We start from the raw sequence: 17,890 nt of genomic DNA on the forward strand, positions 1-17,890 counted from the left end.
TCATTGTGCCCTGTCGTGACCGGGCAGTCAGCCGATCACGCGCCTTCACCGCTCGGTTCGGGCCGTGCGGGTGGTTCCCGCGGCGGTACGACGAGCCCGGCGACCAGCACCGACAGTGCGACGAGTGCCGCCAGTTGGGGCCACGGGTCGTAGCCGGTGTACGGCAGGCCCGAATGCCACGGACCGGCCGCGAGCAGCACGGTGGCGACGAACATCGCGCCGAAGACGGCGACCACCCGCGCGGTCCGGCCCGCTCGCGCGGCGACCGCGCCGGCGAGGAGTCCGGCGGCCAGTCCCCACCAGCCGCAGAGGAGCCAGGCGGCGGCGAGACCGGCGAGCGCCCCGGCGATTCGGACCGCTACTTCGACACGGGCTCCTGCGTCGCCCGGCTCAGCAACCGCTACTTCGACACGGGCTCCTGCGTCGCCCGGCTCAGCACCCGGTACTTCGACACGGGCTCCTGCGTCGCCCGGCTCAGCACCCGGCACAGTGCTCCCCGCAGGCTGAGCCGGGACCGGAGCTTGCGGAGGTCCCGAGTCGAAGCCGGAACCGGGGGTGCCCCGCCGGCGCCGGCCCGCTGCCACGAACAGCACGACCACGAGGAGCAGCCCCAGACCGAGGGACCAGCGGTAGGCGCCGTCGAGGTCGTAGGTGAGCGTCACGGTGCCGCCCAACCCGGCCGGCACCACCCAGCCCTGCTGCCAGCCGTCGACCACGATGCGCTCCAGCTCCTGCCCGGCCAGGCGCGCGTGCCATCCCGGGTTGGTGCTCTCCGGCACCGACAGCACCTGCGCCTGCGGCGACGCGGCCACGTCCACGCTGCGCCGCGTCGCCTCCCACTGCGTTACCGGCGGAGTGGTGGTCGCCGCGGTCGCCGCGGCGGCGGGCGTGCGCAGTTCCACGGCGTCGACGGTGAACGCCTCACCCGGGTTCACCGCGATCTCCTGTTGCCCCGCGGCCAACTCGAGCGGTTCACCGGGGCACGGCTGCGCCACGACCGGGCGGCCGTCCCGCAGCGCACCCGCGGTGGTCGCCACCTGCAGCCGGATCAGCCGCCCGGAGGCGGTCATGCCCAGTCCGAGAGGACCGGCCGGGTCGCTGTCACAGCCGATCACGATCGGTCGTTGCGGGTCGAACGGTGCGGCGGCGACCGCTGCCGTCCCCTCCCCGGACGTCTCGAGCACCTCCACCTCGCTGATCCCGGCCGGGGCACGCGTAGTGAAGCCCAGATCGTTGGTGTCGAGAAGGTCTTCGGTCTTGGTGACGGTGATCTTCACGGTGTCGGTGCGCGCCGGATCCAGTCGCACCAGGCCGTCGTCGCCGACCTTGCGGGTCTGGCTACCGTCGCCGAGGTCGACGGAGACTTCGGTGGGCCGCGCCGGATAATCGTCCGGGACGCTCAGCCGCAGAGCACCCACTCGGGCCGGCTGCGGCAGGTGCACGGTCAGGGTGGGACGGCGACTGCGCTGATCGGTCGGCTCCGGGGCGATCCAGGCGGTGTTCTGGGCGCCGTCGACGGCGGCCGCCGCGGTGCCGCGCGCATCGGTCACCGCGGAGGGGCCCTCCGCGCGCAGACCACCGGGCTGGGCCAGCAGTTGATTCAGGGTGGCGCCGGGCAGCGGCCGCAGCGTCACCGACGGGGTCACGGTCTCCGGCCGGGGCACCGACAGCGTCCGGGTGAACACCCCCGGTGATTCCGAGTCCAGCCCCAGCGCCGCCGCGCAGCGGATCCGGTCGGTTCCGTCCGGCCCCGCGGACTCGTCGGTGACGCACTGTGCGCGGCCGCCGAGCTCGGGGCCCAGGACCCAGTCGGACACCTCGCCGCTCACCTCCGGCAGCACCGCCCGCTGCCGAATGGAGACCGGGAGCCCGGTCGCCGCGCTCGACAGTTCCACCTCGGCGAGCGCGAACTGGTTGCCGCCGCCGTTCTCGGTCTCGATCGCCCGGATCTGGACGCGGGTGGTGGGCCCGGACGGGGCGACGATCCGGGTCGGTTCCCCGGGCTCGAGTCCTTGCGCCACCGCGCTTCCGGCGTCGGTGGTGACCAGGATCGAGCTCACGTCGGCGCCGATCGCCTTCGCGGTGGTCACCGTCACCGCGAGGTTGCTGACCGGTTCGTCGAACTCCACGGCCAGCCATCGGCCGACCGCCGAGTCCAGCCCCCGGCTGACCCAGGCGGTGCGGGGATCACCGTCGAATGCGGCGGCCGCCGAGGCGGCGGGGGAGGTCTGGCCCGGCTGCGTCGCATCCGAGGCGGAGCCGCTGGTGCGCACCCGCACCCCGCCCGGTTCGCCGTTCAGCAGCCACTGCGCGGCCACCGGCTCCTGGCCGTCGACGGGATAGTCGGCGACGGTGTTCTTGGTCAGCCGCGGATCGTCGGGGGCGCGGATGGCCGAGGAATGGTCGTCGACGCGGCCGAAGTCCACCTCGCGCAGGACCGGGGTGTCGGTGACGATCAGTCCCGGTCCCTCTCCGAGTCCTGCGCGCCGGGCGTCCCCGGCGAGCAGTGCCGGTCCGAGCGGCGGCAGGCCCGAACGGGCCCGCGCGTTGTTGATCGCCAGCAGCGACTCCGGACCGCCGGACACCCGCGGCATCTCCTCCAGGGGAGTCAGCCGCGGCGCCGTCCCCGTCGTCGCGTCGACCCGGTAGACGGTGACGGCGGGCAGCTCCGGCCGCAAACCGTTGTCGACGACGAAGCCGTCCGCCGCCGGAGGCGTGGTCGGCGGGCCGAACGTGGCGGTCCGGGTGATCCCCGGGGAGTCGCGCAGCGCCTGGGCCACCAGCAGGGGCCGGGCCGACCGGGAGGAGGACGGCTCCAGATCTGCGCGCAGGACCAGATAGCCGACGCCCTGCTGCGCGAGCGTCGGCGCCAGCCCGGGACTGCCGCGCCCGGCGGCCAGCTCCCGCTGGATCGAGTCGAGCGCGCGGATGGCGCCCGGCGGGGTGAGCGGTATCGCATCGCGGACCGCCCACGGGGTGGTGGCCGCCGGTTGCAGCGGCTCGTCGCGGGTCAGGCCCCACAGCTGATCGGCGAACGGGGCGCCCGGAACCACCAGGGCGCGGTCCGGTGCGGCTTGGTCCCGGCTCTGCCCGGCCAGCCAGTCGGCCGTCTGCTGCCAGTACCCGGGGATCGCGCGGTAGCTGCCGGGCGGTGCGATCCCGCCCGTCCAGGCGAGGCCTGCGGTCGAGATCGCCGCGACCACCACCACCAGCGCCGCCGCCAGGCGCCGGCTCCCGGTGACCGACCGGTTCACCGCGCGCCAGGAGCCGGCGCCCACCGGAACCGGTACCCGGGCCAGGAGATGCGCGATGCCCAGGGCCAGCGGGATCCGCAGGAACGGGTCGAACTTGTGCAGGTTCCGCAGCGGCGCCCCCGCACCGTCGAGGAAGTCGCGGTACCACTCCGCCAGCGGCGACCCGAGCGACCCGGGGTACCCCAGGCACATGATGACCACTCCGGCCACCAGGATCGCGGCCAGCCGGCGGCGGAACGGCATCCGCGACATCGCCAGGCCGGCCAGCCCGGCCGCCGCGAGCGCGCCGGTGGCCAGGACCGCGGCCGACTCGGACACCAGGGCGGCCCCGGCCGCCCGCTCGGTGGAGACGAACGGCGTCCACGAGCTGGTGCCGCGCAGCACCTCGGTGAGCGAACTCCACTCGGTGGTCACCCGTGCCGATTCGATGAAGTCCAGGAACGGGGGAGACAGCCGCGACAGCAGCAGCAGCGGCACCAGCCACCACAGGCAGGCGAGCGCCAAGCCGAGCGTCCACCAGGCGCCGAAGACCAGGCGGCGCCGCAGCCGCATCCGGTCGCGTGTCAGCAGCCCGAACGCCCACCACGCCAGTGCCACCCCGGCGGCCGCGGCCGTGGCGACGGCGTTCACCGCGCCCATCAGGGCCACCGCACACGCCGACCGCAGCGCTGCCTGCCACAGCGGCCGCGGGTCCGCCGTCGCGGTGTCGAGGGCCCGCACCATCGGCACCAGCACCCAGGGCGCCAGCATGTAGGGCAGCGTCTCCGAGGAGATGGAGCCCAGGGTCGTCAGGACACGCGGAGAGGTCGCGAAGATCGCCGCTGCGAGCAGGCGCGAGGCGAACGAACCCACCCGCAGCGCCTCGGCCAGGCGCACCAGCCCCACTACACCGACCGTCAGCAGCAGTGCCCACCACAGGCGCTGCGTCACCCAGCCGGGCAGCCCGGCCAGGTCGCCGAGCGCGAAGAAGGCCCCGTGCGGGAAGAAGTAGCCGTAGGCCTGATTCTGGATCTGGCCCATCGGTGCGTCCGGCGACCAGAGGTGGGCCGCGCGGGACAGGAAGCCGACGGGGTCGGCGGTCAGGTCGAGCTTGGTGTCCGGGGCGATGCGGCCCGGCGCCTGCCAGAAGGAGGCCAGGAGGGCCAGGACGGCGATCAGGCCGACATCCCGGCGCGTCAGCGCACGGCCGACGTCGGTCGACGCCCGGTCACTGAGGGTGCGAGTCACCGAAGCAGCCGCGAGGAGCCGGAAGACTCAGTGGTCGTCGCCGGCGCCGCCGCGCGTGCCGTATTGCACCGAACCCTGCAGGAAGCCGTCTTCGGCGTTGAAGCTGTTGACGTCGGTCGAGGGCGAGTTCTCCGCCGCCAGGGCGCCGCCGAGGAAGACCGCGCCCACACCGACGATCAAACCGGCAGCAGCGGCCACCGCCCCATAGATCAGTCGGTCGCGCGTCATGCCGACCAAGCTACCATTCGCCCATGCGGAAACCCCTGCGCCAGGCGCGTCGTCTGCGAGCATTCACACGCACGATTGCGGTCGCGACCTGCGTCACCGTGGTCGCCGGATGTTCGTCGACGACCGACCAGGCCACCCCTTCGGTCACGTCGGAGACGTCCTCGTCGGTCACGGCGGAGTCGTCCGCCGCGTCGTCGTCGGCCGCGCCCCCGCCCTGCGGCCAGGCCGAGCTGGCGAAGCTGTCCCTGCGCCAGAAGCTGGCCCAGCGGCTGGTGGTCGGCGTGACCGGTGCCGCCGACGCCCGGCAGGTGGTCGAGTCCGAGCAGATCGGCGGGATCTTCGTCGGCAGCTGGACCGATCTGACCATCCTGACCAGCGGCTCGGCCGCGAAGCTGTCGAAGGAACAGAAGATCCCGCTGATGGTGACCGTCGACCAGGAGGGCGGGCGGGTCTCGCGCCTGAAGTCGATCGGCATCGACCTGCCGTCCCCGCGCTCGATGGTGGCCGGCGGCGCGACGGCCGAGCAGGTCCGGGCCCAGGCCAAGCAGGCGGGGGAGAAGATGGCCGAGATGGGGATCACCGTCGACTTCGCGCCCGTGGTCGACGTCTCCAGCGAGTCCGACGACGAGGTGATCGGCGACCGGTCGTACTCCAGCGATCCGGAGGTGGTCACCGAATACGCCGGGGCGTTCGCCCACGGCCTGCAGGACGCGGGCATCCAGCCGGTCTACAAGCACTTTCCCGGGCACGGCAGCGGCTCGGGGGACTCGCATCTCGGTGCGGTGAAGACGCCGCCGCTGTCACAGCTGCAGAAGACCGATCTGGTGCCGTACCGGACGCTGCTGCGCGATCCGGGCGACGCCGGCGTGATGGTGGGACACCTGATCGTGCCCGGCCTGACGGCCCCCGACACCCCGGCCAGCATCAGCCCCCGCGCCATCGGGATGCTGCGGACCGGAACCAAATACGACGGCCCCGCCTTCGACGGAGTGATCTTCTCCGACGATCTGTCCGGGATGAAGGCCATCACCGACAAGTACTCGATCGATCAGGCGGTGCTGCAGGCGTTCCGGGCCGGTTCCGACATCGGACTCTGGCTCACCACCGATCAGGTGCCCACCGTGCTGAACACCCTGGAGAAAGCGGTCAAGGACGGTAAGCTCAACCGCAACCGGATCGACGCTTCGGTGGTGCGGATCCTCCGCGCGAAGGGCGTGGTGAAGTGCTGAGTATCGGGAGATCCCACCTTACCGGGTGGTAAGTTTGAGGCATGCCACGACCAAAGCGGCTGCCTCGCGCGGTACGTGAACAGCAGATGCTCGACGCGGCGATCACCGAGTTCTCCGAGACCGGATTCTCCGACACGTCGATGGATGCGATCGCCGCGCGCGCAGCGATCTCCAAGCCCATGCTGTACCTGTATTACGGCTCCAAGGACGAACTCTTCACCGCCTGCATCACTCGTGAATCGGGTCGGTTCATCGAGGCGATGAGCACCGGTTTCGATCCGGACATGCGGCAGCGTGAGCAGGCCCGGGTCCTGGTGCGCGAATTTCTGCGGTATGTCCACGAGCACGCCCAGTCGTGGCGCGTGCTTTACCGCGTGGCCAGCGGCACCGCCGGTTTCGCGGGAGCGGTCACCGGGGCACGCGCGCAGATCACCGAGATGATCACCGACCTGATCCGCCGCGGCACCACCGTCGAAGGCGCCTCCGACGTCGACTTCGAACTGACGGCGGTGGCGCTGGTGGGGGCGGCCGAGGCCGTCGCCGATCGGGTCTCCGAGGGCGACGTCTCCATCGACGCCGCCACCGATCTCCTGTTGGGCATCACCTGGCGCGGCCTGAAGGGGGTCGGCACGCACGTGGCGGACGGTGTCCCGGCCGCCGACGGCGACTGACCCCCTCCCGGCGGCGTCAGTCGCGCGGCTGCAGGGTTCCGGTCAGGTGCGGATAACCCTTGCGCCGGTTGAGGATCGAGACCTCGAACGACTCGCCGTCGCGCCGCGTGTACAGGTTCACCTTGGCCGGCAGCAGGATCGGCTTGCCGAAGCGCACCGTGTAGACCACCGCGCCGGGCAGCTGGGCCTCGACGTTGGCGATCGCGGTGGCCGCACTCCACATGCCGTGCGCGATGGCGCTGGCGAAACCGAACAGCTTGGCCGACAGGTCCGCCATGTGGATCGGGTTGCGGTCGCCGGAGGCGGCCGCGTAGCGGCGGATCAGCCCGAGATCCACCGACAGCACCCGGTCCGGGGGCGGCGGCGTGGAGTCCTTCGGCGCCGGTCCGCGCGGCTCGTCGGACAGGCTGGTGCGCTGCTGCTTGAGGAAGGAGCCGGTCTGCACCGCCACCAGCTCGCTGCCCACGAAGAACTCCGAGACCACGTCGACCAGCATCCCCTTGCGATGTTCGCGCAGGTTCTCCGCGTGGGTCTCGATGGTGAGCGGCTCGTCCGCGCCGATCTGCCGGAGCCGTTCGATCCGGTTCTCCGCGTGCACGGCGCCGACGGCCCCGAACGGGAAGTCCGAGGCCACCATCACCTCCATGGCCAGCGGGAACTGGAGGACGAACAGATACGTCAGCGGCAGGTCGGGGCCGTACTGGACGCCGGTGGCGTGGCAGTACTCCTGCAGCCGGGACCGGTCCACGCGCACGTTCTCCACGCGGAAGCGGGTGTCGGGGAGAGTGGCGTTCGCGGCGACTCGCGCCGGCTTCCCGATCATCGGAAGCATGGCGCCGACGGCCTTCGGGTACTGGGTGGCCGCCGAGGGCATCTCGCGGAGAGTGACGGTCTTGCTCATCAGGCGCCCAGCAGGCTCTGGCCGCAGACGCGCACCACGTTGCCGGTGACCGCGTTCGACGCGGGGTTGGCGAAGTACGCGACGGTCTCGGCGACGTCGACGGTCTGACCGCCCTGCTGCAGGGCGTTCATCCGGCGGCCCACCTCGCGGGTGGCCAGCGGGATGGCGGCGGTCATCGCGGTCTCGATGAAGCCGGGGGCGACCGCGTTGATGGTGATGCCGCTCTTGGCCAGCACCGGAGCGTAGGCGTCCACCAGGCCGATGACGCCGGCCTTGGAGGCGCCGTAGTTGGTCTGGCCGCGGTTGCCGGCGATCCCGGCGATCGACGAGACGTCGATCACGGCGCCGCCGGAGCGGAGTGCCTTGCGGGAGACCAGCTCGTTGACCAGGGTCTGCGGTGCGATCAGGTTGACGCCGATCACCGAGTTCCAGCGGCCCTCGTCCATGTTGGCGAGCAGCTTGTCGCGGGTGATGCCGGCGTTGTTGACGATGATGTCCAGGCCCTCGTGGCGCGACAGGACGTGCTCGGCGATCTTCTCGCCGGCATCGGCGGCGGTCACGTCGAGCGGCAGTGCGGTGCCGCCGATCTTGTTGGCGGTCTCGCTCAGCGCCTCACCGGCGGCCGGAATGTCGGCGGCGATGACGTGGGCGCCGTCGCGGGCCAGGACCTCGGCGATGGTGGCGCCGATGCCGCGGGCGGCACCGGTGACCAGGGCGACCTTGCCCGCCAGGGGCTTGTCCCAGCTCTCGACGGCGGCGGCCTCGCCGGCCCCGACGCGGATCACCTGGGCGTCGACGTAGGCCGACTTGCCCGACAGCAGGAAGCGCAGGGTCGACTCCAGGCCGCTCAGGCCCGGCTTGGCCTTCGGGTGCACGTACACCAGCTGGGCGGTGGCACCGTCACGCAGTTCCTTGGCGACCGAGCGGGTGAAGCCTTCCAGGGCGCGCTGGGCCACCTGCTCGTCCGGGGAGGCGGCCAGTTCCGGGGTGGTGCCGAGCACCACGACGCGGGCCGAGTTGCCCAGCGAGCGCATCACCGGGGTGAAGAACTCGTAGAGCTGCTCCAGCGCGGTGGCGTCGCTGATACCGGTCGCATCGAAGACGGCCGCCCCCAGCTTGTCGGCGCTGCGGCCGGAGGTGTTGTTGGTCACGATGTCGTAATCGTCTCCGGCGCTGAGGATTTCGCGCACCGGCTCCACCAGGCGACCGAAGCCGCCGAGGAGGACGGGGCCGCCCAGTGCGGGCTGCGAGGCCGAGTACCGCCGCAGCTTCGGCGGCTGAGGAAGGCCGACCTTGCTCGCGAGGAAGGCGCCGGGGCCCGAGTTGACGAAGGAAGAATAGAGGTCGGTGCTGCCAGCCACGACAGTCTCCTTTGCAGGTCTGGGATCAGGTTCAGCTTGTCTGACGACCTTAGGCCCGCGACCGTGTGATGATCGACGCAGGTACCGGGGTCGACAACTAACTTACTCAATAGTAAGAATAGTCAACAAGTTCGGCGGCGCCGATTACCGTCGGAGTCGGACCGATAGATCCTCGAGTCAGGAGTCGCTCAGTGGCCTCGTACACCCCCCGCAAGCCGGAAACCAAGCAGTCGCGCCCGGTCGCCATCCTCGGTGGCAACCGCATCCCGTTCGCCCGCCAGGACCGCGCCTACGCCAAGGCCAGCAACCAGGAGATGTTCACCACGACGCTTCAGGGGCTGGTCAGCCGCTTCAATCTGCAGGGCGAGCAGCTCGGCATGGTGGTCGGCGGCGCGGTGCTCAAGCACTCGCGCGACTTCAACCTGGTGCGTGAGTGCGTGCTGGGCACCTCGCTGTCGGCCTACACCCCCGCCTTCGACGTCCAGCAGGCGTGCGGCACCGGCCTGCAGGCGATCACCGCGGTGGCCGACGGCATCGCCCGCGGGCGCTTCGACTCCGGCATCGGCGGCGGCGTCGACACCACCTCCGATGCCCCGATCGGCGTTTCGGAGGACATGCGCCGCCAGATGCTCGAGGTCAACCGCGCCCGCACCACCCCGGACCGCATCAAGGCCGCGCTGGCCCTGGTGACCAAGCTGGGCATCGAGATCCCGCAGAACGGTGAGCCGCGCACCGGCCTGTCGATGGGCGACCACGCCGCCATCACCGCCAAGGAGTTCGGCATCTCCCGCGCCGACCAGGACGCCCTGGCCGCAGCGAGCCACCAGAACATGGCCAAGGCCTACGACGACGGCTTCTTCGACGACCTCATCACCCCGTTCCTGGGGCTGACCCGCGACGAGAACCTGCGCGCCGACAGTTCGGCCGAGAAGCTGGCCAAGCTCAAGCCGGTCTTCGGCGTCTCCCTGGGTGATGCGACCATGACCGCCGGCAACTCGACCCCGCTGACCGACGGCGCCTCCGCGGTGCTGCTGTCCAGCGACGAGTGGGCCGAGGAGAAGAGCCTTCCGGTGCAGGCCTACCTGGTCGACACCGAGACCGCCGCCGTCGACTACGTGAACGGCCCCGACGGCCTGCTGATGGCGCCGACCTACGCGGTGCCGCGCCTGCTGGAGCGCAACGGCCTCACCCTGCAGGACTTCGACTTCTACGAGATCCACGAGGCCTTCGCCTCAGTGGTCCTGTCCACCCTGGCCGCGTGGAACTCCGAGGAGTACTGCGTCGAGCGTCTCGGACTCGACAAGGCGCTCGGTGAGATCGACCGCAGCAAGCTCAACGTGCACGGTTCCTCGCTGGCGGCCGGCCACCCGTTCGCCGCGACCGGCGGCCGGATGGTCGCGCAGACCGCCAAGATGATCAAGGAGAACGGCGGCGGACGCGCCCTGATCTCCATCTGTGCCGCCGGCGGACAGGGCGTCACGGCCATCATCGAAGGCTGATTTTCGGGCGCGACCAGCGAATACGCGAGTCGGCAAAGAAATCTTCGTCGACCGTGTAACGCTCTCGAGCCCGGTGGATATATACGTGATAGCTCCGGCTGCACTGCCTGACCCCCGACCCGGCAGTGCAGCCGGAGCTTCATGTATGCCTCCAGGTAAGAGAATCCGCCTAAGATCTACGCTGTTGTGACTTCTTCTGCTCACCGGCGCGACCGACGCCGGAACACTTCGACGTTCGCCTGGGTGGCGCGCGGCCTGCTGGCGGCGCTGCTGCTGGGTGGCCTGGTGTTCGCGGTCGATCTGGTCCTCACCCACGGCAAGACCGCCCGCGGCGCCCAGATCGCCGAGTTCGGGCTGGGCGACCTCACCCCGGATCAGGCGCAGGCCGCACTGGAGAAGCTGTCGGTCTCCGCGGTGTCCCCGGTGGTGCTGCAGACCGACTCCGGCCAGGCCACCGTCGACCCCGCCGCGCTGGGTCTGAGCTTCGACGCCGACGCCACGCTGGACCGGCTGCTGGAGCAGCCGAGCAATCCGTGGACGCGGCTGACCTCCATGCTGGGCGCCGCACGTCAGGTGACGCCGGTCGTTCATCTCGACCAGGAAGCCTTCAACGAAGAACTCGACGAGCAGCGCAAGACGCTCGAACGCGCGGCCGTCGAGGGCGGTGTGCACTTCGACGGCACCACCCCGGTGGCCGACCTGCCGTCCTCGGGCCTGCGTATCGATCGTGACGCCGCCCAGCACACCTTGGCCGAGAAATGGCTCACCGGCGGCCCGATCACCCTGGCGATGGAGCCCTTCGACCCGACCGTCTCAGCCGAGGTGGTGCAGCAGACCATGGACGGCCCGGCCCGCCAGGTCACCGATTCGGCACTGCGGCTGACCGGTCAGGGCGACGCCGTCACCGTGTCACCGCGCCAGCTCGGGGCACTGGTCACCTTCGTCCCCGACGGCAAGGGCGGCCTGGTGCCGGCCGTCACGCAGCGCCGTCTCAAAGCGGTCCTCGGCAACGACCTTGCCGGCACCGAATCGACGCCGGTGAGCGCCTCGTTCCGACTGGCCGGAGGATCACCGCAGGTGGTGCCGGCGCGCAACGGTGCCAAGGTCGACGCACCGGCCACCGCGACGGCACTGGCCGAGGCCTCCGTCGCCGACCAGCGCACCGCGAAGATCGCCTACACCACCCTGCGGCCCAAGATCACCACCGCCAAGGCGCGTGGTCTCGGCGTGCGGGAGGTGGTCGCCGAGTTCACCACCGGCGACTTCAGCGGTCCCTCCGGCGAGAACATCCGCCTGGTCGCCCAGCAGGTCGACGGCGCGGTCGTGCTGCCCGGCGAGACCTTCTCCCTCAACGGTCACACCGGGCCGCGCGGTTCCGCGCAGGGCTATGTCACCTCGACCATCATCGACCACGGGCACGCCTCGAACGCCGTCGGCGGCGGCATCTCGCAGTTCGCGACCACGCTGTACAACGCCGCCTACTTCGCCGGCCTCGAGGACGTGACCCACACCGAACACGCCTACTACATCTCGCGCTATCCCGAGGCACGCGAGGCGACGGTCTTCGAAGGACTCATCGACCTCCAGTTCCGCAACAACACCGACAGCGGCATCCTGATCGAGACGGCGTGGTCGCCGTCGTCGATCACGGTGCGGATGTGGGGCACCAAGCAGTTCGAGGTCGAATCGTTCACCGGTGAGCGATCCAGCCCGACCAGCCCGCAGACCCTGGAGCTGCCCGCGGGCGACGACTGCATCCCCAGCAGCGGCAGTCCGGGCTTCACCACGTCCAACACGCGCGTGGTGCGTGATGCACGGTCCGGCGGCGAGATCTCCCGGAACACGCGGACCGTCCGGTACGCGCCCGAACCGATCGTGCGCTGCCGCTAGAAGACGGCTCCGGCCGTCCGGGACCGCCCTTCGCCGGGTGAGGCGCAGATCACCGAACCCCACCCTCCGGCCCCCTGTGGGCGCCGTCACGCGTGGCGTTAGGCTCAGCCGTATGGATATCAATGGAGCAAGTGCAATCGTCACCGGTGGTGCGTCGGGTATCGGCGCGGCCTCGGCCCGTCGTCTCGCCGCCCGCGGCGCCAAAGTCGTCATCGCCGATCTGAAGGCCGAAGAGGGCGAGGCCCTGGCCAAGGAGATCGACGGCGTCTTCGTGCCCGTCGACGTGACGAACACCGATCAGATCATCGCGGCCATCGAGAAGGCCGTCGAGCTCGGACCGCTGAAGGCCGTCGTCAACTCGGCAGGCGTCGGCTGGGCGCAGCGCACCATCGGCCGCGACGGCGAGTTCGCCTCCGCGCACGACCTGGACCTGTACAAGAAGGTCATCGGGATCAACCTGATCGGCACCTTCGACGTGACCCGGCTGGCCGCGACCGCCATGAGCCGCAACGAGCCGGGCCCCTCCAACGAGCGCGGCGCCATCGTCAACCTGGCCTCCGTCGCCGCCTTCGACGGACAGATCGGGCAGGCCGCCTACTCGTCCTCCAAGGGCGGCGTGGTCGGCATGACGCTGCCGGTCGCCCGCGACTTGTCCGCCGTCGGCGTGCGCCTGAACACCATCGCCCCCGGCCTGATCGACACCCCGATCTACGGCGAGGGCCCCGAGTCGGAGGCGTTCAAGGCCAAGCTCGGCGAGAGCGTGCTGTTCCCGAAGCGCCTCGGTGTGCCGGACGAGCTGGCCTCGATGGTCGAGGAACTGATCACCAACTCGTACATGAACGCCGAGGTGATCCGCGTCGACGGCGGCATCCGGATGCCCCCGAAGTAGTCCCTCACGCTGGTCGAGCGGAGTTCCCTCACGCAGGTCGAGCGGAGTCGAGACCGTCTTCAGTCCACTTGTGGGCGTGGTGATCTCGACTCCGCTCGATCAGCGACGGTGGTTGCTCGATCGGCGACGGTGGTTGCTCGATCGACGACAGGGCTTGCGCGATCGGCGAGTGCCGTGACCGCGGCTCCCATCCGCTCGACGGCCTCGGTGAGGATCGCCGACCCGGTGGCGAAGTTGAGGCGGACGTGTCCGCCGCCGCCGGAGCCGAAGACGTGCCCGGAGCTGAGGGCCACCCCGGCGTCGTCGAGGAAGAACCGTGCGGGGCCGGACAGTTCGCGGACGATGCCGGGGGCGCCGTGGTCGTCCGGCGAACTCAATTCCAGCGGCCGGCAGTCGAGCCACGCGAGGTAGGTGCCCTCCGGCGGCCGGTAGCCGACGCCCGGCAGGTGCTCGGCCAGGAGCCTGCCCAGCAGCTCCCGGTTCGCGGTGAGCCCGGCCAGGAGTGCGTCGAGCCATTCCCGGCCCTCGTTCAGGGCGACGGTGTGGGCCAGGACGCCAAGGTGACTCGGTCCGTGGCTCACCTCCTCGGGGATCCGCTTCAGATCCGGGGCGGCGTCCGGGCCGGCCACCGCCATGGCGGCCTTCAGTCCGGCCAGGTTCCAGGCCTTCGATGCCGAGAGGACGGCGAAGGCGTCGCCGGTCCCCGGCACACTCAGGTACGGGGTGAAGTGCGCACCGGCCAGGATCAGCGGCGCATGGATCTCGTCGGAGACCACCCGGACCCCGTAGCCGCGGGCGAGTTCGGCGACGGCGGCCAGTTCGGCGGCGGTGTGCACCGCCCCCGTCGGATTGTGCGGATTGCACAGCAGGTAGGCGACGCGCGGACTGACGCGCAGGGCCGCGATGAAGGCGGCCTCCAGTGCTTCGAGGTCGATCCGGCCCTGCGGAGTCAGCGGGGCCTCGGCGACGGGCCGGCCCGAGTGGCCGACGAAGGCGTAGAACGGCGGGTAGACGGGGGAATTGACCACCACGGTGTCGCCCGGCTCGGTCACCACCTTCAGCACCTCGACGATGCCCATCATCACGTCCGGCACGATCGAGGTGGCCGCCACGTCGAGGCCGTCCCACCCCCACCTCCGGGCCGCGAAGTCCGACAGGGCGCGCGCGTAGGCGCGGGCGCCGCCCGGATAGCCGGTGTCGCCGGCCGCCACCGCGCGCTGCAGCGCCCGCTCGATCGGGGGCGCGAGCGGGGTGTCCATCTCCGCGATCCAGAGCGGGAGGACGTCGCCGCGGTGGGCCGCCCACTTGGCGCTGGTGCGCCGGCGCAGATCGTCGAGGCTCAGCTGTTCCAGGGGGTTGCCGAGTGGCGGCTCATGGTTCCGAGACGTCATGGCTCAGGTCTACCGGCAACTCGGCGACCGGCGCAGCCCGTCCGGTGACCAGGCCGAGGATGGCCGCGCCGAGACAGCCGAGGGCGACCGCGCCGGCGAACCACGGAAAGATGGCGCCGGTGCCGTACCGGGTCGCCAGCGCACCCGCGATCACCGTGGGCACGCCCATCGCGAGATAGCCGAGCAGGTAATAGGCGCTCATCACCTGGCCGCGGGAATCGGCCGGGGCCACCTCGCTGAGGTGACGCAGCGAACCGCCGAAGGCCAGGCCGAAGACGGCGCCGAGGAACATCGCATCGGCCACCACGGCGACGGCCGAGCCGCTGCGCACGGCGAAGATCGCGCCGACCAGCGCCACGATCATGCCGAGGTCACCGGCGATCGCGGTGTGCCGGGGCGTGAAGCGCCCGCCCGCCCACTGGGAGGCCGCGGCCGCCGCCGCCATCAATGCGATGACGACGCCGACGAAGATCACCGAGGCCTGCCCGGTGGTCTGCTGGGCGAGTGCGGGATAGAGACTCAGGAAGACGCCGAGCACCGACCACGAGGTGAGGATGCCGATCCCGGAGAACCAGAAGTCGGCGCGGATCGACTCGGGGGTGGACGGCCGCTGGATGCGGATGCGGTCTCCCGTGCGTCCGGTGTGCGGTTCCACCAGGGCGATCACGGCGGCCAGCAGCAGAGCCACGATCACCACCATGATCGCGAAGGGGATCCGCAGCGGACTCGACGCCCATTGAGCCGCGCACGCAGCACCGAGAACCGTGAGCGCGATTCCGGCGTTCAGCGCCGCACCGCTCACCGCGCCGTTGCGAGCGCCGTCGTAGGGCCGGACGTCCAGCAGCGCGGCGCCGGAGACGACGATGGTCGCGCCGATCGCGGCGCCGTGCAGCAGCCGGGCCAGCAACAACTCCCACACCTGCGTCGCGATCAGGAAGATCCCCAGCCCCACCAGGATGGTGATCAGCGCGGTGACCAGCACCGGTTTGCGGCCGATGGCATCGGAGATCGGCCCGACGGTCAGCGCCGCCGCGAGGGCGCCGATCGCGTACACGGCGAAGATCAGCGTGGTGGTCAGCGGGCCGAATCCCCACTGCTCGGCATAGATCGGGTACAGCGGCGACGGCAGCGCCGACGTGCCCAGGGCGAGAGCGAGCAGCGCCAGCAGCAGCAGGAAGGACCAGCGCTGCGGGTGCACATGCCGCGGCCGCGGCACGGCGTCGATTCCGGTCATGAGTCCGAGGGTAGCCACCGGTCCGAGTGAGCGGTCGTTCAGCGATCCGATCAGTCGGGCAATCCCGGCATCGGGAGTGGTGAGAACGGTCACGCTCGCCGTTCGGTGCCCGGTTCGGTGAGGCGTCCGATGCGAAACGGCGCGGCCGCCGCAACCCCCCGTCTAGAGTGTTGCGGCGGCCGCGCCGTCATCGAGACCCGAAGGTCTCAGGCCGAGCCATTCATCAGAAGGAGGCTTCGTCGAGCTCCATGATGTCGTTGTCGACGTTCTCGACGGTGCCGCGGATCGCGGTGAGCAGCGGCAGCATGTTCTTCGCGAAGAACTTGCCCGAGGCGACCTTGCCCTCGTAGAAGGCCTTGTCGTCGCCGGTCGCGCCGTTGTCCAGCGCAGCCAGGGCCACCTCGGCCTGGCGCAGCAGCAGCCAGCCGATCACCAGGTCGCCGACCGACATCAGGAAGCGGACCGAGCCGGTGCCGATCTTGTACAGCTGCTTCGGATCCTCCTGCGCCGACATCAGCCAGCCGGTCAGGGTCGCGGCCATGGCCTGGACGTCCTCGAGAGCGGTCTTGAGCAGGCCGTACTCGGCGGACAGCCGCTCGTCGGCGGCAGCCTCGACGGTCGCGGAGATCTGGCCGGCGACGTGGGCCAGCGCCTGGCCCTTGTCGCGGATGATCTTGCGGAAGAAGAAGTCTTGCGCCTGGATGGCCGTGGTGCCCTCGTACAGCGAGTCGATCTTCGAGTCACGGATGTACTGCTCGATCGGGTAGTCCTGCAGGAAGCCCGAACCGCCGAGCGTCTGCAGCGACTCGGTCAGCTTCTCGTAGGCCCGCTCGGAGCCGACGCCCTTGACGATCGGGAGCAGCAGGTCGTTGACCTTGTGCGCCATCTCCTCGTCGGCGCCGGAGACGATCTGCGCGGCGACCGGATCCTGGTGCGAGGCGGTGTACAAGTACACCGCGCGCAGGCCCTCGGCGTAGGCCTTCTGGGTCAGCAGCGCCCGGCGCACGTCCGGGTGGTGGGTGATGGTGACGCGCGGGGCGGCCTTGTCGGTCATCTGGGTCAGGTCGGCGCCCTGGACGCGCTGCTTGGCGTAGTCGAGCGCGTTGAGGTAGCCGGTCGACAGGGTCGAGATCGCCTTGGTGCCGACCATCATGCGGGCGTGCTCGATGACGTCGAACATCTGGGCGATGCCCGAATGGACCTCGCCGACGAGCCAGCCCTTGGCCGGAACGCCGTGCTGACCGAAGGTGACCTCGCAGGTGGCCGAAGCCTTGATACCCATCTTGTGCTCGACGTTGGTGACGAAGGCGCCGTTGCGCTCGCCCAGCTCGCCGGTCTCGGGGTCGAAGTGGAACTTCGGCACGAAGAACAGCGACAGGCCCTTGGTGCCGGGGCCGGCGCCCTCGGGGCGGGCCAGCACCAGGTGGAAGATGTTCTCGGTCATGTCCTGGTCGGCCGAGGTGATGAAGCGCTTCACACCGTCGATGTGCCAGCTGCCGTCTTCCTGCTTGATGGCCTTGGTGGTGCCGGCGCCCACGTCCGAACCGGCATCCGGCTCGGTGAGGACCATGGTGGCGCCCCAGCCGCGCTCGGAACAGATCGCGGCCCACTTCTTCTGCTCGTCGGTGCCGTTGTCGAACAGGATGTTCGCGAAGCCCGAGCCGGCGGCGTACATGAAGACCGGCGGGTTGGCGCCGAGCACCATCTCGCCCAGGGCCCAGTACAGCGAACGCGGAGCCGGCAGGCCGCCGAGTTCCTCCACCACGCCGACCTTGTCCCAGCCGGCCTCGATGAAGGCGTTGTACGACTTGGCGAAGCTCTCGGGGATGGTCACCGAATGGTCGGCCGGGTCGAACACCGGCGGGTTCCGGTCCGCATCGGCGAAGGACTCGGCGATGGGTCCTTCGGCGAGGGTGCGGACCTCGCGGAGCATGTCGACGGCGGTCTCGTGGTCCAGGTCGCCGAACTCGCCGGACTCCAGAACCTTGTCGAGCTCGTACATCTCGAAGAGGTTGAAGTGCAGGTCGCGCATGTTGGACTTGTAGTGGCCCATGGTCTTCCTATCTCAGTTCATCAGGGAGGGCTGACCAGACAAGTTACTTGCCGGTAACTATTG

11 protein-coding genes and 1 pseudogene are annotated in these 17,890 nt (G+C 70.5%); 5 read left to right on the forward strand and 7 right to left on the reverse strand.

Going from position 1 to position 17,890, the window contains the following annotated elements; all coding sequences use genetic code 11:
* Positions 1–35 precede the first annotated feature (35 nt).
* Together ABD732_RS02600 and ABD732_RS02605 are read right to left on the reverse strand one after the other, a co-directional pair.
* Positions 36–4,481 carry an alpha-(1->3)-arabinofuranosyltransferase gene (locus tag ABD732_RS02600; protein ID WP_425552965.1) on the reverse strand — a complete coding sequence of 1,482 codons (4,446 nt, stop codon included), beginning with the start codon at positions 4,479–4,481 and terminating at the stop codon, positions 36–38.
* A gap of 27 nt (positions 4,482–4,508) precedes the next feature.
* Positions 4,509–4,709 carry a DUF2613 domain-containing protein gene (locus tag ABD732_RS02605; protein ID WP_344780273.1) on the reverse strand — a complete coding sequence of 67 codons (201 nt, stop codon included), beginning with the start codon at positions 4,707–4,709 and terminating at the stop codon, positions 4,509–4,511.
* A 23-nt stretch (positions 4,710–4,732) separates the two neighbouring features.
* Between ABD732_RS02605 and ABD732_RS02610 the strand changes: the two genes are divergently transcribed.
* Positions 4,733–5,938 (forward strand): glycoside hydrolase family 3 N-terminal domain-containing protein, encoded by a 1,206-nt coding sequence (locus ABD732_RS02610; protein WP_344780275.1) that lies wholly within the window; start codon positions 4,733–4,735, stop codon positions 5,936–5,938.
* Between the two features lie 41 nt (positions 5,939–5,979).
* Positions 5,980–6,609, forward strand: coding sequence for a TetR/AcrR family transcriptional regulator (locus ABD732_RS02615; protein WP_344780278.1), 630 nt, complete (start codon positions 5,980–5,982; stop codon positions 6,607–6,609).
* A 16-nt stretch (positions 6,610–6,625) separates the two neighbouring features.
* Here the strand turns inward: ABD732_RS02615 and ABD732_RS02620 are convergent, their stop codons facing one another.
* Both ABD732_RS02620 and ABD732_RS02625 read right to left on the reverse strand, forming a co-directional pair.
* The gene (locus ABD732_RS02620) at positions 6,626–7,510 is read right to left on the reverse strand and encodes a MaoC/PaaZ C-terminal domain-containing protein (protein ID WP_344780280.1); all 885 of its coding nucleotides are present in this window, start codon (positions 7,508–7,510) and stop codon (positions 6,626–6,628) included.
* On the reverse strand, positions 7,510–8,871 hold the full coding sequence (locus ABD732_RS02625; protein WP_344780282.1) for a 3-oxoacyl-ACP reductase: 1,362 nt from the start codon (positions 8,869–8,871) through the stop codon (positions 7,510–7,512). The genes ABD732_RS02620 and ABD732_RS02625 overlap by 1 nt, the downstream gene beginning before the upstream one ends.
* A gap of 191 nt (positions 8,872–9,062) precedes the next feature.
* Here ABD732_RS02625 and ABD732_RS02630 point away from each other — a divergent pair, with 191 nt between their 5' ends.
* The 3 genes from ABD732_RS02630 (at position 9,063) to ABD732_RS02640 (ending at position 13,149) form a co-directional block, all read left to right on the forward strand.
* Complete coding sequence (locus ABD732_RS02630) at positions 9,063–10,370, forward strand: acetyl-CoA C-acetyltransferase (protein ID WP_344780284.1); 1,308 nt, start codon at positions 9,063–9,065, stop codon at positions 10,368–10,370.
* A gap of 186 nt (positions 10,371–10,556) precedes the next feature.
* Complete coding sequence (locus ABD732_RS02635; protein ID WP_344780286.1) at positions 10,557–12,260, forward strand: VanW family protein; 1,704 nt, start codon at positions 10,557–10,559, stop codon at positions 12,258–12,260.
* A gap of 112 nt (positions 12,261–12,372) precedes the next feature.
* Positions 12,373–13,149 (forward strand): SDR family NAD(P)-dependent oxidoreductase, encoded by a 777-nt coding sequence (locus tag ABD732_RS02640; RefSeq protein ID WP_344780288.1) that lies wholly within the window; start codon positions 12,373–12,375, stop codon positions 13,147–13,149.
* Positions 13,150–13,325: 176 nt separating this feature from the next.
* Here ABD732_RS02640 and ABD732_RS02645 read toward each other — a convergent pair.
* The 3 genes and pseudogenes from ABD732_RS02645 to ABD732_RS02655 form a co-directional block, all read right to left on the reverse strand.
* A pseudogene (locus ABD732_RS02645) lies at positions 13,326–14,540 on the reverse strand (MalY/PatB family protein); the annotation flags it as partial.
* Positions 14,521–15,774, reverse strand: coding sequence for an MFS transporter (locus tag ABD732_RS02650; RefSeq protein ID WP_344780290.1), 1,254 nt, complete (start codon positions 15,772–15,774; stop codon positions 14,521–14,523). The gene ABD732_RS02650 and the pseudogene ABD732_RS02645, both read right to left, overlap by 20 nt.
* A gap of 223 nt (positions 15,775–15,997) precedes the next feature.
* Positions 15,998–17,827 (reverse strand): acyl-CoA dehydrogenase, encoded by a 1,830-nt coding sequence (locus tag ABD732_RS02655; RefSeq protein ID WP_344780292.1) that lies wholly within the window; start codon positions 17,825–17,827, stop codon positions 15,998–16,000.
* Positions 17,828–17,890: the final 63 nt, after the last annotated feature.

The organism is Gordonia caeni (assembly GCF_039537105.1).
In the GTDB taxonomy this organism is placed as follows: Bacteria; Actinomycetota; Actinomycetes; order Mycobacteriales; family Mycobacteriaceae; genus Gordonia; species Gordonia caeni.